This window comes from Mycolicibacter icosiumassiliensis, from assembly GCF_900078685.2.
Classification (GTDB): Bacteria; Actinomycetota; Actinomycetes; order Mycobacteriales; family Mycobacteriaceae; genus Mycobacterium; species Mycobacterium icosiumassiliensis.
In genome coordinates, this window is record NZ_LT546166.1 from 2,036,364 (window position 1) to 2,052,138 (window position 15,775).

A 15,775-nucleotide genomic window follows, 5' to 3' on the forward strand; every position below is an offset into this window, starting at 1 on the left:
CACCAGCAGTGCTGGGACTGATTCACACCTTGGATCGGTGCGGGGTCTCGCGTCGGTCTGTCGATGGTGAGGACTTGGACCGCGCCCAGTGCACGCTGCGGCTACCGGGTCGGGTGATGGGCCGCCAGGTCGGTCAAAACCGCTGCGGGATTGACAAACTCCAGCCTTGCGATGGTGACCGCGGCGTTGGCGACGGCGTCCAGCAGTGGCCGGCACCGAGCGTCTGCGGGATGAGTCGGCCGGGACGCGGGCGGTGGGCGGGTTCCCGGTGAAAATAGGCCACCACCGGTGCTCAGCGGACGCCACCGTGCGCGGGAGTGGCTGGCTTCAACGCGAGGCGCAGCAGAGGAGTGTAGAGGCGGATTAATTCATCATGCGTCATAGAGCAGACCGGTTCGAGATGCAGGATGTAGCGCGTCACGACTAGGCCCGCGATCTGCCCGCAGAAGGCGGCGGCCCGTTTGTGGGCGTCTGCTCCGCCTATCCGGGTTGCGACCTTGTCGATCATTTCCCGTTCCACCATCTCCTTCACCAGACTTGCCAGCGCAGCGTCGTGGGCGGCACCGGCTATCAACGCGCGCAGCGGCGCGCCGCTATCAGGCTCTTCCCACAGTGCAAGTAGTCCTTGCAAGGTGCGCTGGGCAAATGTGGCGGGATCGCCCTCGGCGGCAACTCGGTCGATGACGTCGGCGGGGTTGGCCGACAAGGCGAGGGCTTCGCTGATCAGGCCCCTCTTCGCGCCGAAGTGGTAGCTGATCAGGGCGAGGTCAACACCCGCCTCGGCGGCGACGGATCGTAGGGTGACGGCCTGATATCCGCCCTCCAGGAACCGTCGGCGGGCCACGTTGAGGATCTGGTTGCGAGTATCGGGTTTGCCGGCTCTGCGTCCCCGAGGGCCCGAAGAATTCATCACAGTTGATATTCTATGCCGACCCGGTCATCGTGTAGGTGTTCGCACCACACGAAAGGTTCTCGTCTTCGTGCCCAGCAGCACTTCACCCGACCAGACTCGGGGCCATAGGCTGCATGAGGGAGCCGTCCTGGAGATCACCCTTCTTGCAGTGGGCACCGTTGGTCGCGGCGATGGCCTCGCGAGAGCAATGGTGCGACTCGTCATCGAAAGGCTAACGGGTGAAGGGATTTTCAGCTAGCGCCCTGGTCAGACGAGGGTGGATGCTGCTGGTCGCCGTGGTCGTCGTCGCGGTTGCGGGGTTCAGCATCTACCGGTTGCACGGTGTCTTCGGCTCGCACAACCGGGCTTCGGCCGGCAGCGGCATCTCGAATGAGATCGTCGCCTTCAATCCTAAGGAAGTGGTCCTTGAGGTCTTTGGCGCGCCCGGGACCGTGGCGACCATCAACTACCTGGATGTCAATGCTCAGCCGCAGAAGGCCCTCAACATAACGCTGCCGTGGTCGTACTCGATAAGGACGACTCAGCCCGCGGTCTTCGCCAACGTGGTGGCGCAGGGTGACAGCGATTCCATCGGCTGTCGCATCACCGTCAACGGTGTGGTCAAAGACGAAAGGACGGTCACCAAGGTGAACGCCTATACCTTCTGCCTGGACAAGTCGTCATGAGCGACCATCGCGTGCGGCGGCCCTTCTTGGCGCATACCATCCGTCGGCTTTCGGTCCCGATTCTGCTGCTCTGGGTGGGCATCGCTGTCGTGACGAGTGTTGCGGTCCCGCGATTGGAGGAGGTCGGAAAGGAACAGAATGTGCCGCTGACTCCCGCAGATGCGCCATCGATGCAGGCGATGAAACATATTGGCCGAGTGTTCCACGAGTATCACTACGACAGTGCGGCCATGATCGTCCTGGAAGGCGATAAGCCCCTCGGTGATGACGCCCACCGGTTCTACGACACGCTCGTGCACAGGCTCTCACAGGACACCAAGCATGTGGAGCACGTCCAAGACTTCTGGGGAGATCCGCTGACAGCGGCGGGCGTGCAAAGCGCAGACGGCAAAGCGGCCTATGTTCAACTGTATCTTGTCGGCAATCAAGGCGACGCTCGTGCGAACGAGTCCGTCATAGCTGTTCGCGATGTTGTTGAACACACGCAGCGACCGAAGGACGTCAAGGTATATGTAACCGGCGCGGCCCCGCTCATGGCGGATCAGTTGAACGTGGGCGGCAAAGGAACCATAAAGGTCACCCTGATAACTCTGCTGGTGATCGCGACGATGTTGCTATTTGTGTACCGTTCTGTGGTCACCATGATCCTGGTGCTTCTCACGGTGCTTATCGAGTTGGCCTCGGCCCGCGGAATTGTCGCGTTTCTTGGAAACTCCGGGATCATCGGACTTTCGGTGTACGCGACCAATCTGCTCACGTTATTGGTCATCGCCGCTGGAACGGATTATGCGATATTTGTGCTCGGCCGTTATCACGAGGCGCGGCTGGCCGGGCAGGATCGGGAAACGGCCTTCTACACCATGTATTACGGGACCGCCCACGTCGTTTTGGGCTCGGGCCTGACCGTCGGCGGCGCGCTGTTAAGCCTGGTTTTTACCCGGCTGCCTTATTTTCACAGCCTCGGAGTTCCCTCCGCGCTAGGCATCTTTGTTGGGCTGTTGGGCGCGCTCACCCTGGCCCCCGCCGTGCTTACCGTAGGCAGTCGTTTCGGTCTCCTTGAGCCCAAACGCACGATGAGAACTCGGCTATGGCGGCGGATCGGCACGGCCATCGTGCGCTGGCCCGGACCTATTCTCACCGCGACGTGTGCGTTAGCCCTCATCGGGCTGCTCGCCCTACCGTCGTACAAGACAAGTTATGACGTTCGGCCCTATATTCCCGCCACCGCCCCGGCCAATATCGGCTACGCGGCCGCCGAGCGGCATTTTTCTCCGGCTCGGCTGAATCCCGAAATGCTGATGATCGAGGCGGATCATGACATGCGTAATACGGCCGACATGATCATCCTGGACAGGGTGGCCAGAGCCGTCTTGCACCTCCCCGGTATCGCGGGGGTGCAGACCATAACCAGGCCGTTGGGAACGCCCATCGACCATAGCTCGATACCGTTTCAGGTCAGCATGCAAAGCGTCGGCCAGGTCTTGAACCTGACATATCAGCAAGACCGCGCGGGCGACCTGCTCAGGCAGGCCGACGAGCTGGGGAAAACGATCGACATCTTGAAACAGCAGTATGCGCTGCAGCAGGAGCTCGCCGCGGTGACCCACGAGCAGACCGAAACTACTCATGAAACGGCGGCCACATTGAGCGCTTTGCGAGATAAGCTCGCGAATTTCGACGATTTCCTTCGGCCCATCCGCAGTTATTTCTACTGGGAACGGCATTGCTACGATATCCCCAGTTGCGCTGCGTTCCGGTCCGTCTTTGACGCGCTCGACGGTCTGGACCGGCTCAGCGGCCAGCTGCAAAGCCTCGCCGAAACTCTGGCCAAGCTGGATGCGATCCAGCCGAAACTGGTGGCGCTGATACCCGACCAGATCGACAGCCAGCAGACCAATCGGGAATTGGCGCTCACCAACTACGCCACCATGTCCGGGATCTACGACCTGACGGCGGCTCTGACCGAGAACGCGACCGCCATGGGACAAGCCTTTGACGCCGCCAAGAACGACGATTTCTTCTACCTGCCTCCGACGGCTTTCGAGAACCCCGATTTCCAGCGCGGCCTGAAAATGTTCCTGTCCCCGGACGGCAAGGCTGCTCGCATGATCATCACCCATGAAGGCGACCCCGCGACCCCAGAAGGCATCTCACACATCGACCCGATCATCAAGGCGGCACACGAAGCCCTGAAGGCCACTCCCTTGACGGGTGCAAGAATTTATCTCGGCGGCACCGCCGCAAGCTACAAGGATATCCAAGACGGCGCCAAGTACGATCTGATGATCGTAGCAATAGCCGCGCTCAGCCTGATCTTGCTCGTCATGATGTTCGTCACGCGGAGTCTGGTCGGAGCGCTCGTCATCGTGGGCACAGTAGTGCTTTCGTTGGGCGCTTCATTCGGGCTGTCCGTGCTGGTCTGGCAGCATATTGTCGGTATCGAATTGTATTGGATCGTGCTTGCGCTGGCCGTTATCGTGCTTTTGGCGGTGGGATCCGACTATAACCTGGTGCTGATTTCCCGGGTCAAAGAGGAAATCGGCGCCGGATTGAACACGGGCATTATCCGTGCTATGGCTGGATCAGGCTCGGTGGTGACCGCTGCCGGCCTGGTGTTCGCCGCCACCATGTCGTCCTTTGTTTTCGGCGATCTGCGGATTCTGGGCCAGATCGGGACCACCATCGGCCTCGGGCTGCTGTTCGACACGCTGATCGTGCGCGCATTCATGACACCGTCCATCGCAGCGCTTCTCGGGCGCTGGTTCTGGTGGCCACAGCGCGTGCACAAGCGGCCCGTGCCCTCGCCATGGCCGAAACCCAGCCAGTTGACGCCCGTGGCTTCGGAAGAAGGCCAGCCATGAGACCGGCGATTTCCGGAATAGCCGTGGTCGCCGCGGGATTCGTACTCGTCAGACCCAGCCGATTCCGACGGCTATCGGGTGGCCCGAACACGGACGGGGTGATCGGATGAATGGCGACGACAGCTCGAATGCGCCGGCCGGTGATCCCTTGTCTGACGGCGAGCGGGCCGATCTGGTGCTGATGCGCGAGGAGGAACGACTGGCGCGCGACTTGTACCAGAGGTTCCACCAGGCTTGGGGTGTACCGATCTTCGACAACATCGCCACCAGCGAGCAGCGCCATTACGAGGCGATCGGGCGGCTGCTCCAGCGCTACAGCGTCCCCGATCCGTCGGTAGGACAGCCCGCCGGTGTCTACGCCGAGACCGAACTGCAGGACGCCTACGACACGTGGCTCGCCCGTGGACTGACGTCGGTGGCAGCAGCATGCGCGGTCGGGATCGAACTCGAAACCGGTGACATCGCCGACCTGTCGGCGGCCGCGGACGGCAGTGACCAGCCGGCAATCCTGAGAGTGTACGAAAACCTGCGAGCCGCTTCCGAGAATCACCTGAGGGCCTTCGAAGCCGCGTTGTCAGGTCGGCCGCTGGGCGGCGGCCGAGGGTGGCGCCGGCGCGGTGGCGAAGGCTGCGGGGACGGTTGCGGCGGTGGGCACCACGGTCCCGGGGGTGCTCACGGCCGCCATGGTGCGCGGGGACGACCCGAGAAGTGCTGAAGCTAAAGCTAAAAGAGGCTGCGGGCGGCTCGGGAGATGCCCTCGGCGCTCATCGGGTGCTGGTCGGCGAAGGCGGCGAGGTCCCCGGCGTCCAGGCCACGAGACACAGCGAGCCCGATCTGGCCGATGAGGTTGCCCGCATCGATGCCGACGACCCAACCACCCAGCAGTCGCAGCGAATCCGGGTGGAAGAACAGCCGGATCTCGCCGCCGGTTTCGCCGAAGATCTGTGCCCGGCTGTCCTCGGCGAACGAATAGGCGCCCTCCTGGATGGAGATGCCCTGCGCCGCCGCGGATGTGCGGGTCAGACCCACATAGGCGGCGGCCGGAAGGGTGAACACCGTCGTAGGAGTCGACAGGAAGTCCACGACATCGGCACGGTGATCACCGGCCATGATGTTGTTCGCGGCGGCCAGGGATTGACGGACCGCGGCGTGGAACAGCGGGGTTTTCCCGTTGACGTCACCGCAGGCGTAGATGTGGCGGAGAGTGGTTTGCAGGGTGGGATTGACCTGCACGCCATGGGCGCCTACCGCCACGCCGATCTCCCGCAACCCCGCCGGAATCACCGGGTGGCGCCCCAGCGCCTGAAACGCCACCTGCGCCGTCCTGTGCTGCTCTGCGGTTCCGTCGAAGAACACCACCCGCACGCCCGTTGGTGTGCGTTCGACCCGCCGCACCTCGGCCTGCAGAATGACGTCGATATTCGGGTCCAGCAGCCCAGCCAGCAGCCCGACCATGTCGGGATCCATCCCGGGCAACAGCTGAGCCTCCCGTTCGAACACGGTCACCTGAACCCCGAAGGCCGAGAAAAACGACGCAGTCTCCAAACCCACGTAACCGCCGCCGATGACCAGCATGGAGGCCGGCAGCGTCGAAAGGGACGGGTGATGAGCATATAGGTCGCGGCTGTTGAGGCAGAGCCCGATCCCAGGTATGGGGGGTACGGAAATATCTGACCCGCTGGCGATGACGATGTTGCGTGCACTGAACCGGCGCGCACCCTCGCCGGGGTCCACGGCCACGGTGTGCGGATCGACGATGCTCGCGGTTCCAGTCACCAGGGTGACATTCGGCGCGGCCCGCAGTTCCGCGTCGTGCTGGGCATAGCGGCGGGTTTGCACCTGGTCCTTGTGGGCGACAACCTCGGCGTAGTCGACCAGAACCTCCCCGTGCAATCCGTTTTTCCCGAAGCGCCGGTGCTGCAGGAGGTGATGGGCGACTTCGCGCACGGCTTTGGACGGCACGCAGCCCTCGGCCAGGCAATTTCCGCTCATCACTCCTTTGGGATCGACCCCCGCCGCCCCGCCGCGGCCAGCCGGAAAGCCGCCGGGTAGCCGCCCCCACCCGCGCCGATTGTGAGCACCTCGATGTCATCCATGTGAATCTCCCTTCGTCAGCATCCGTCGTCGTTCGTTCATCACGTCAGCGCCGATTCGCCGGCCGTGTAGAGGGCGACCGCCACCATCAGCCAGACGAACAACGACGTGAGCCGTGCAGCCGGCACCTTGGCGGCGACCGCGTCCCCGAGGAGCACCCCGACCATCCCTGCCGCGGTGAAAGGTAACGCGACCGCCCAATCGACGTCGCCGCTCGCCAGGCGAAAGAACAACCCTTCGGCCGAGCTGATGGCGATAACGAGCAGCGAGGTGCCGACGGCGACCGGCATCTCGTAGCCCAGGGTGAGCACCAGTGCGGGCACGACGACGAAACCGCCGCCCACACCGAAGAACCCGGTGAGAAACCCCACCGCGGTTCCGGCGATCACCACCCGCACAGCGGTGGGGATGGCGATTCGCGTGTGCTCGGGTGTTTGCGACGGCCGCGCCCGACCCGGGCCGAGGGTGCTCGCCGGGGCCGTGTGTTGTTTGGCGTGGCACGGCGTCTCGCCGGAGCGGCGATGCATGCGCCACGCAGCGACCAGGATCAAGCCGGAGAAGGCCAGCAGCAGCACATCATCGGGTACCGCTTGACTGCTCAACGAGCCCAGAAACGATCCGCCGATGCCGACGAGCCCGAGACGCACCCGCCCCGCCGGCAGGTGGCCGAAAATCCCGGCCAGGGCGGATGCCCCGACCACGATGAGCGAGGTCGTCGTCGCCGTGTGCGGCGTCTCGCCCGCCCCGTAGACCAGGGCCGGCACCGCCAGAATCGATCCGCCACCCCCGAGGGCGCCCAGCGACAACCCGACCAACAAACCCAACGGCAGCGCCGCGGCTAGGCGGGCGGCGCCCAGCATCATCGCCGGCGTGTTCTAGGCGTGGATGCCCGACGCGCGCTCGCCCGCCGTCGGAACCCCCAGCCGATGCAGTACCAGACTCGCCGGGCACCACCCCACGGCCGCGTCGAGCAGCAGGTTGATCCCGACAAGGCCGGTCACGATCCGCCACCGGGGGGAGCGCGTGTGCCCCAAACCCAGGGTGACAAGGATCAGGCTTCCCGCCATGAGCGCCATGATCCGCTCGATCGTCCATCCCTGCGGTCTGGGCATCCCGAGCATTCCCTGTTCGACGGGATCGACATCTCGGTGCTGAGTCATCGCAAGATTTTAGCCCGCGCCGGCCCCGCATTTTTCATCGCCGCCGGGCCGGGCGTTTGCGCGCCGCCGGCTGGGCCACAATGGATCACCATGGTGGAAGTGACCGCTCCGCTGTGGGTGGGGTTGTTGATCGGCGCCGCGTTCGGCGTTCCCGCCGCGCTGTGGGGAATCGGCAATCCCGAAACCGTCATTCGAGCGGCCAGGCTGGTGGATCGCCTGCTCGTCGGCTGCTTTGCGTTCGTCACCGCGATCGGCGCGGTGATGCTCTACGGGCTCTACGCCCTGGGGTTTGCGATGCATTTTTCGCCCAAGCCGCTCTATGTCTACGGGGTGACGTTGGGGGGGCTGTTGTTCGGTGTGGGCGTGGCCATCAGCGGCTACTTCCCCGGCAGCGAATGGATCGCCCTCGGCGAAGGCCGCCGCGACGTCCTCTATGCGATTCCTGGCGGTCTGCTGGGGGCGGCGGCCTGGACGGTCCTCTACGAGACGCCGACCGGGCACTGGCTAGTCAGCGCAGCGAACTTCGGGGATCTGGTGGTCACCGGGCACATCGCCCACATCCCGCGGCTGGCGACGTTCGTCGTCGCGGTCGGCTATGCGGCGGCGGCCCTGACCCTGCTGTACTTCCTGCCCCGGTATCAGGGCGGCAGACACAGTTGTTTTCGGCACCTGGCGAGCTGTCCCCTCGATGAACACGACCTGGTACTCATGCGCGACACGGCGGCATACCTCGCCGAAGGGGCGGTCGATCCGACGCGCTCACGCACCCCCACCTGGTATCAGCGCCTGACCTCGCGCGAGGTACCCGCCGCCAACTTCTACGCGCGCACCATCAGTGCCGTCGGGTTGGCCGTCGCGAGTGTCACGGTCCTGGCGATCTTCCTGCACCAGATCTTCGGGCAGTCCACCACGTACTCCTGGTTGGTCGGGCACCTGCTGTTGCCGCAGTTTACCTACAGCACAGAGGTTTTCGCGAGTATCGGCTGGGAGCCGCTCACCGACGTCGGAGTGTTTTTCGGTGGGTTCGTCTGCGCGCTGTTCATCAGCAGGCGCTTCACCGCCTTTCACCCGGTCGTTCCGCCGACGTGGCGCAACCGGTTCGGCCCCAGCACGGTCAGACGCGCGATCGGATGCTTCGGCGGGTCTTTTCTGGTGCTCTTCGGCGCCCGGATGGCCGGCGGGTGCACCAGCGGCCACATGCTCAGCGGCGGCATCCAACTGGCGTTGAGCGGATGGCTGTTCACCGCCGCGACGGTGGCCGCGATGCTGGTGACGGCCCGGTTGATGTACCGTGACGTGAGTTCGCTGACGAACCCCGACGCCCCGGGCACCCAACCGCCGCGCAGCCAACATCGTCACCAAAGTGAGCCGACGACCGTGCGCACGGCAGTGCTCCTGGGCGTCGCGCTGGCTGGCTTCGCCACCATGACCGTCATCGGTGCGACCCTGACCGGCGGGCGAAACCTGGGGCAGCTCACACTCACCGACGTGCTGATACCCGCGCTGATCCCGCTGCTACTGCTGATCGCGGTAACCATCGCCTCCCGCCACGGGCCAGCCGTAGCGTGGCACCACACGAATAAGGGACAACGTTGACCCCAAACATCCGGATTCTCGAATCTCGTTGAACCCAAATGTATCCCGATCGATCTTCGACGCTGATCGCCTCGCGCGTGGCGTGCACTCGATCTGTGAGGTCACGAAATCAGCGCGCTACTTGATTAGCCTTAGCGAAATCGATGAGGTCGGTGTGATGAGGTCGGTGTGAAGTACGGACGAAGCCGCTTGTTCCACTTGAACGGTCCAGCGCTAAGCCGGCACGCACATCTAGACACGAATTGTGGGAACAATATGTTGTGTAGATGCCAGGTTGCCGCCTCGGCGTGCGCGATGCCGATCTGACAACCTCCTTGAATCTACTTGCGCAGCATCGGGTCGAGACTTCGTGTTCTGGTAATACCAGTATCACCTCAATCGCACCGGGGGATGCGGGCGACGATGACCGGAATGCGCGCCGAGTTCACCACTGCCCGGCTGACCGAGCCCAGCAACATGCCGGGAAACCCACCGCGGCCATGACTACCCACGACCACCAATTGGGCTGTCTGGGCCTGTTCGAGCAGTCGCGGGGCTGGTCGGTCGCTCACCACAATCTTGTGCACAGCCACATCGGGATACCGGTCCTGATATCCGCACAGCCGCTCGGCGAGGACTTCTTCCTCCTGATCTTGGATATTTCGCCATTCGATAGGCGCCCAGTTCATGCTCGCAAAGTCGACTGGACCCATATCACTCCAGGCATGCAGCGCGATCAATCCCACGCCGCGCCGGTCCGCCTCATCGAAGGCGATCTCCGTGGCCAACTGCGAGGTCGGCGAGCCATCGACGCCCACCACCACAGGCGCCTGCGGCGAGCGCGCCATGAGCGGGTCCTCATCGTGGACGACCGCGACCGGGCAATGCGCGCGATGCACCACCCCGGAGCTGACCGATCCCAGCAGGGCGCTAGCTACCGCGCTCTGGCCACGGCACCCCACCACCACCATCTCGGCCTGCTTGGACAGCTCCACCATGGTGGGGACGATCGGGGCTTGCAGTATCACCTCGGTCGTGACCCGCGGTGCGCGGCTGGGCACACCAGCCGCGAGAGCGAGCTGGTAAGCCTGCTCGATGACTTGGCGCGCCTGGTCTTCGCGCCACTGCGCATAGTCGCCAGGCGCCGGGATATCTGACCACTCATCGCTAGCCACGACCACGGGTCCCACGATGTGCACTACCTTCAGCGTGACATTGCGCATCTCAGCGTCGCGCGCGGCCCATTCAACCGCCACCATCGACGATGTTGAACCATCGACACCGACCACGATTCCAGGGTGTGTGTGCTGGGGTGACATCTAAGTTTCTCTCTTCTCAAATGCATTACCAATGCACGTCAGGTACAGACGAGCGGACCCGGGTACCACTGACGTTGGCAGCCGATCAGATCCGATCTACCTCGACCGGGCCGTTCAATCTGCATGTTCGTGCGAGTGACGTGTCCAAAGTGCGTCCAGTTCGGCCAGGTGTCGATCAGCCAAACTGTGGTGCTCTTGCAGCAGTCGCTCGGTGAGCTTACGGTGCTCGTCCCTGTGCCGCGCCGCTAACGACTCGTACTCGCTACTGGATAAGTCGCTCCGTTCAGAGAATGCGCGATGCTCAGCCAGATGCCGATCCGCGAGGGCTCGAAGGTCAGCGAGGTGGCCGTCCGCCAACTCCCGATGCTCTCGCAAGTGCGCCTGCGCCATTTTCTCATGCTCAGCCAGATGCGCCCGCGAAACCTCGGCGCCTCCCTTCGATGCGGACATACGACGCACTCCCTTCCGCGTGAATACGAACGATTCGCAGTATAGCCAGCGGACGGGTCTTTGCGGGGCCAAACCCAGTGGCGTGGTGCAAGTGTCCGCTTGATAGCAAATGCTCCTACGTTGTGGCAATGGTTTGAGTGGGGATTTGTTGGCGGGTGGGCAGCACGGCGTGGTAGATCTCGCGGTCGATGTATCTCTTTATGCAGCAAATGATTTCGGGTTTGGTCCCGCCTTCGCTGATGCGGCGGGCGAGGTAGTCGCGGGTGGATTGGTGGCAGCGGAGTCGAACAACGCAGATGATGTGCAGGGCGCGGTTGGCGTCTCTGTTTCCGCCGCGATTAAGTCGGTGCCGCACGGTTTTGCCGCTGGATGCATCGATGGGCGAGACACCGCAGAGTTTGGCGAACGCGGCGTCGGAACCGATGCCTTCCGGGTTGTCGCCGAGGGCGACGAGCAGGGTAGCGGCGGTGTCGGGGCCCACGCCGTACACCTGACGCAACGGTGGGCACGCCTGGGCGGTGAGAGCCTCGATCTGGATGTCCAATGCCTTGGTCTCGGCGTCGAGTTGCCGACAACGCTGGGCCAGCGATTTCACCGCGACGGTGACCGCTTCTGCTGGGGTACAGGCGATTCCGGATGTGGCCAGGTCGGCACATGCAGCGATGAGATGGAGTTTATGCAAACCGGCGAGCTGTTCACGCAAGTTGGCCGGCGCGGTGACGATGAGGTCTTTGAGGGGCGTTGAACGCCTTGGCGCGGGCCCGGACGGCGCTGATGGGGGCCAACCGCAGCACGCGCAACATCTCAGTATGTCCGTCTGCGGTCTTGGGGTCGCCGACGTCCTCGCCGCCAGCACGATCGCTGCCGCGCCGGCGGCATCGGCGCTGTCGGTCTTGATAGCAGTGAAGAAAGTTCTCACCGCCGTGGTCAGACATCATTGTTTCAGGGGTTGGTCGTGATCTGATCGGCGGCAGCGAGGGTGACTCGTGCTGCGCTCGCTGGGGCCATGCGCGCGGTAGTTGCTTGCCCGTTGTCCGGCCGGCGGAAGTTCTCACACGGCTCACCGGTGGGCTGGTCTCGGTGGCCGGTGGCCGGTGGCCGGTGGCCGGTGGCGGGTGGCGGACGCAGGGCGTAGTGCAGCGACCGGCGCGGACGGGAGCGGCAGCGGACGGAAGCAGAGGGAGCGCAGCGGAGCCCGGAGGTAGCCACCCGCAGGGCGGATCTGCTCGGGTGGGTGGTGAGCTGTGGGAACGGTGTTGCGGTGGCCGAGTTGGCGGGCACGCAGCGGCCGTGTCGGGGGATCGCGGGAGTGGGCGTTTACCCGTAGAGGCGTTGGCGGAGTTCACGCAGGCCGGGCAGGCGCGGGCGTCGGTGCAGGGCTTCGATGTCGTCGATGAGTTCGGCGACGCGCGGTGATTCGGCGAGTTCTTCGAGCGCGATGTGTTCGGCTTTGATCAGGGCCAGCAGTGCGCCGCGCCCGGAGCGGGTGAGCAGGTGGGCGCGGGCGATGTCGACCAGGTAGCGGGCCTGGCGTTCGGGTGAGAGCTGCTCGGTGTGGTGGACGTGGGCGGCGCGGTCGAGGGCTTGTTGTCCGTTGCCGAGCTCGACCGCGACACCGACGGCGTGCATGGCCACGTTGGTGGGTCCGAATTCGGTGTCGTGGTGGTTGCGGTCGGCGCCCAGCACGGCGGCGAGGCGGCGTGCCACCGTCAGGCATTGTTCGGCGTCTGCGGTGTTGGCGTCGCGGGCGTGCAGAATCGCCAGCAGCAGCGCGCTGGAACCCACGAGTGAGATCAGGCCCTGATCGCCGCCGGCGATGATGGTTTCGTGTCCTTGGGTGGCTTGGGTTAAGACGTGGCGGGCCAGTGCTTGTTCGCTGGAGTCCAGCAGGGTGCGGGCCATGCGCAGTTGACCGGCCAGGATCAGGGCGGGATCGTGGGTTCGTTCCGCGGCGGCGATGGCCCGGTCGGCGGCGACCCATCCCGCACCGCGGTCACCGACTTTGACCAGCATCGCCGCAGCGGCTTGATAGGTCTGGGCAAGAAGCGAAAAGAGCTCGGGGCGTTGAGTTTTCGCGGCAGCGCGGCTAGCGTTTTCCAGCTCGCCGATCAGGGCGGCGATGGCTGGTCCCATGTCGCGATAGGCGCTGGCGTGGATGCGCTCCCAGACATGCAGGGTGCGTTGTCGCAGTGATTCCACATCGCAGGGTGGCCCATCAGCGACCGGTTTGATGATGCTCTCTGGGGCGGGGTGACCTGCGATGGCCAGACGAAGCCGCTCCACGTAAGTGAATCGCCCTGGTTCTCCCGGAGGCTCGATCTATTGGATTTCGACCAGGTTCTGGTCGTTCCGTGATGCATCGTAGAACGCCGCTTCGAACTCGGTCGGCGGAACGTCGCTGAGGTAGCCGTGCAGGCGGCTGGTGTTGTGCCAGTGCACCCAGCTCAGGGTGGCCAACTCGACGTCCTCGACGGTCTTCCACGGCCCGGTACGTGCTGGCCCGTAGATCAGTTCGGCCTTGTAGTAGCCGTTCACGGTTTCGGCCAGGGCGTTGTCGAAGCTGTCCCCGACGGTGCCGATCGAGGGAGTCGCGCCGATCTCGGCGAGCCGTTCACCGTAGCGGATAGAAGTGAACTGCGACCCGGCGTCGGAATGACATACCAAGTACGGCAACAGGATTCCGCGTGACCAGCGGGCCATCTCGATCGCATCCAGCACCATCGTGGTGCGCATATGGGAGGCGACCCGCCACCCGACGATCATCCGGCTGAACGCGTCGATGAGGAAACAGACATAGGCCACCCCGGCCCAGGTCGGCACGAACGTCAGGTCGGTCACCCAGAGCTGGTTGGGAGCGGTAGCGGTGAACTGCCGTTTGACCAGATCGGGATGCCGCGTCGCCGCCGGATCTGCTTTGGTGGTCCGCACGCGCTTGCCGCGCCGCGCCCCACAGATCCCGGCTGCCCGCATCAGGCGGGCGACCTGATCGCGGCCCACGTCGTGGCCGGCCCTGCGTGCGGTTTTCCAGAGCTTGCGTGCCCCGTAGACGCGGTAGTTGTCCTCCCAGAGCGCTCGCAGTACCGGACCCAGCACCGCGTCGCGGCAGGCCCGCGCCGACGGCTTGCGGGTTTTGGTGTCGTAGTAGGTGCTCGGGGCCACCGACACGCCTGCTTCACGCAGGACGGTGCAGATGGGCTCGACCCCGAACTCCTCGCGATTCGCGTCGATGAACGCGACTATTTGCGGTGTTGGCGGTCGAGCTCCGCCCCGAAGAAACTCGCTGCTCGTTTCAGAATCTCGTTGGCACGCTTCAGTTCTCGATTCTCCTGTTCGAGTTCCTTGATCCGCGCAATCTCAGCGGTGGACACCCCCGGTACATGCCCGTCGTCGATATCGGCCTGGCGCACCCAGGACCGGACCGACTCGACCCCGTAACCGAGCTGACGCGCCACCCGCGCCACCGTGCCCTGCTCGGTGCCCAGCTCAGTCCGCAACGTCCGGACCATCCGCACCGCGGCGGCCTTCTCCTCCGGGCCGTAACGGCGTGTCGTGGGCCTACCTGGCGACTGTTCCTTCGGCATACCTGCATCCTCGTTTCCAAGGTCAGGAGCCTCCGGGATTTCCAGGGCGATTCATCTGGCCGGCCAGGCGCTCTCGTGACCAGTTCTTTTCTTCGCGGTAGGTACGAACCAGGTGGCCGGCTGTGGGGTCAGCGCGGGGCACCGTCGCCTCGAAGGGGCCTTCCGTTGATCGCACCGGCAACGGGGGTAAGTGTCCACACCTCGGGTGGGTGGGCCAGGTGTTGGGTTCGCTCGGCCAGGAACCGGCGGGGGTGTGGCGCGGCTTCGTGGGCTTCGAAGGCGTCGTGGCTTCGGTAGCACTCGTAGAACACCCGCACGCTGGGCTCCTCGGCCTGGGTGTGGCTGGCATAGACGATCGTGTCGGGTTCCTCGGTAGTGATCGCGGCCAATGTGTGCGCGACGAGTGCGTCGAAGGCGTCCTCGTGTCCCGCGCGAATAGTGAACCTGACCAGCAGTGCGAACAATGTCACTCCCAACGTGCGACACGGCTGTGGCGCGTTGTTGCCGTTCTCGTGTGCGCGGTTGCAGCACACCCTACCGGGCTGCCTCGTTGGCGGCGTTGACGAGCCGCGCAGGAACTGCCGGGGCGGGGCAACCCGTGAATCCACGCGCGACGGTGCAAGGCAGCGCACAGTTTTGCACAGCCGCGCTGTGTGTTTTGGTCCTCCGTTCTCGACCTGGGCTGGTGTCGGGCTGCACTGGGTGGCGGGTCCAACAACACCGTTGGGCCGCTCACCAGAGAAGACAGGACACATCATCATGAAATTGCGAATCGAGACCACCGGCGTGACGTTTCTGTGCACCCGAATCCCCGAGCAGCGCACCAATTTTGACACCGGCGCACCACGCATCGACAAAGCCACCGGGCAGGCGTTGTGGCAAGTGCAGTTGATCGCCCTGGACGCCACCGGCGGCGAAGTGCTGGCAGTCACCGTGGTCGGTGAGCCGAAAGTGATTGTCGGGCAACCCGTTGCGGTGTCGGGCCTGGTGGCGTTGCCGTGGTCGCAGGACGGCCGCTCGGGCATCGCGTATCGCGCCGAGGCCATCACTGCCGCCGACCCGGCAGCGGCCGCGAAGACGGGCCAGCAGGTCCGGTAACCGGAGGGCTGGCCCGGCAGCACCCGCATGAGCGCGGTGTGGCTGTCGGGCCGGCCGCC

The 15,775-nt window shown here is 64.6% G+C and carries 13 protein-coding genes, 1 pseudogene and 1 other annotated feature; of the genes and pseudogenes, 5 read left to right on the forward strand and 9 right to left on the reverse strand.

Features of this window, described 5'->3' with window-relative positions:
- Positions 1 to 292 precede the first annotated feature (292 nt).
- Entirely contained in the window at positions 293 to 910 is a 618-nt protein-coding gene (locus BN4346_RS33690) for a TetR/AcrR family transcriptional regulator (protein ID WP_067972353.1), read from the reverse strand.
- A 263-nt stretch (positions 911 to 1,173) separates the two neighbouring features.
- On the opposite strand from BN4346_RS33690, the gene BN4346_RS33695 reads away from it, so the two are divergent.
- The 3 genes from BN4346_RS33695 (at position 1,174) to BN4346_RS33705 (ending at position 5,154) form a co-directional block, all read left to right on the forward strand.
- Positions 1,174 to 1,578 carry an MmpS family transport accessory protein gene (locus tag BN4346_RS33695; protein ID WP_067971425.1) on the forward strand — a complete coding sequence of 135 codons (405 nt, stop codon included), beginning with the start codon at positions 1,174 to 1,176 and terminating at the stop codon, positions 1,576 to 1,578.
- Positions 1,575 to 4,439, forward strand: a complete 2,865-nt coding sequence (locus BN4346_RS33700) for an MMPL/RND family transporter (protein WP_067971428.1) — start codon at positions 1,575 to 1,577, stop codon at positions 4,437 to 4,439. Before BN4346_RS33695 ends, BN4346_RS33700 begins: the two co-directional genes overlap by 4 nt.
- 106 nt (positions 4,440 to 4,545) lie before the next feature.
- Positions 4,546 to 5,154: a ferritin-like domain-containing protein gene (locus BN4346_RS33705; RefSeq protein WP_067971431.1), complete on the forward strand. Its 609-nt coding sequence runs from the start codon at positions 4,546 to 4,548 to the stop codon at positions 5,152 to 5,154.
- 8 nt (positions 5,155 to 5,162) lie between these two features.
- Here the strand turns inward: BN4346_RS33705 and BN4346_RS33710 are convergent.
- From BN4346_RS33710 to BN4346_RS33720, 3 genes and pseudogenes are all read right to left on the reverse strand, one after another.
- Positions 5,163 to 6,440: pseudogene (locus BN4346_RS33710) on the reverse strand (dihydrolipoyl dehydrogenase); the annotation flags it as partial.
- Between the two features lie 134 nt (positions 6,441 to 6,574).
- On the reverse strand, positions 6,575 to 7,396 hold the full coding sequence (locus BN4346_RS33715) for a sulfite exporter TauE/SafE family protein (protein WP_235653613.1): 822 nt from the start codon (positions 7,394 to 7,396) through the stop codon (positions 6,575 to 6,577).
- A gap of 12 nt (positions 7,397 to 7,408) precedes the next feature.
- Positions 7,409 to 7,693 carry a YgaP family membrane protein gene (locus tag BN4346_RS33720; protein ID WP_235653614.1) on the reverse strand — a complete coding sequence of 95 codons (285 nt, stop codon included), beginning with the start codon at positions 7,691 to 7,693 and terminating at the stop codon, positions 7,409 to 7,411.
- Positions 7,694 to 7,792: 99 nt separating this feature from the next.
- Here BN4346_RS33720 and BN4346_RS33725 point away from each other — a divergent pair, with 99 nt between their 5' ends.
- The gene (locus BN4346_RS33725; RefSeq protein WP_208863237.1) at positions 7,793 to 9,289 is read left to right on the forward strand and encodes a YeeE/YedE thiosulfate transporter family protein; all 1,497 of its coding nucleotides are present in this window, start codon (positions 7,793 to 7,795) and stop codon (positions 9,287 to 9,289) included.
- A gap of 374 nt (positions 9,290 to 9,663) precedes the next feature.
- Here the strand turns inward: BN4346_RS33725 and BN4346_RS33730 are convergent, their stop codons facing one another.
- The 5 genes from BN4346_RS33730 to BN4346_RS33755 form a co-directional block, all read right to left on the reverse strand.
- A complete protein-coding gene (locus BN4346_RS33730; protein WP_067971436.1) occupies positions 9,664 to 10,587 on the reverse strand; it encodes a universal stress protein in 924 nt (307 codons plus the stop codon).
- A 565-nt stretch (positions 10,588 to 11,152) separates the two neighbouring features.
- Positions 11,153 to 11,956: a transposase gene (locus BN4346_RS33740; protein ID WP_167666217.1), complete on the reverse strand. Its 804-nt coding sequence runs from the start codon at positions 11,954 to 11,956 to the stop codon at positions 11,153 to 11,155.
- A 398-nt stretch (positions 11,957 to 12,354) separates the two neighbouring features.
- Positions 12,355 to 13,236: an XRE family transcriptional regulator gene (locus BN4346_RS33745; protein WP_235653615.1), complete on the reverse strand. Its 882-nt coding sequence runs from the start codon at positions 13,234 to 13,236 to the stop codon at positions 12,355 to 12,357.
- A gap of 120 nt (positions 13,237 to 13,356) precedes the next feature.
- Positions 13,357 to 14,618, reverse strand: a protein-coding gene (locus tag BN4346_RS33750) for an IS3 family transposase (RefSeq protein ID WP_096867509.1) whose coding sequence is annotated in 2 segments (ribosomal slippage) — positions 13,357 to 14,315 and positions 14,315 to 14,618 — 1,263 coding nt in all. Because the reading frame shifts where the segments join, the coding sequence is not laid out codon by codon here.
- Positions 14,188 to 14,319: a sequence feature (AL1L pseudoknot), on the reverse strand. Its footprint overlaps the gene before it by 132 nt.
- Before the next feature lie 128 nt (positions 14,619 to 14,746).
- The gene (locus BN4346_RS33755) at positions 14,747 to 15,088 is read right to left on the reverse strand and encodes a putative quinol monooxygenase (RefSeq protein WP_235653616.1); all 342 of its coding nucleotides are present in this window, start codon (positions 15,086 to 15,088) and stop codon (positions 14,747 to 14,749) included.
- A gap of 289 nt (positions 15,089 to 15,377) precedes the next feature.
- Between BN4346_RS33755 and BN4346_RS33760 the strand changes: the two genes are divergently transcribed.
- On the forward strand, positions 15,378 to 15,716 hold the full coding sequence (locus BN4346_RS33760; protein ID WP_067971442.1) for an SCO3933 family regulatory protein: 339 nt from the start codon (positions 15,378 to 15,380) through the stop codon (positions 15,714 to 15,716).
- Positions 15,717 to 15,775 lie beyond the last annotated feature (59 nt).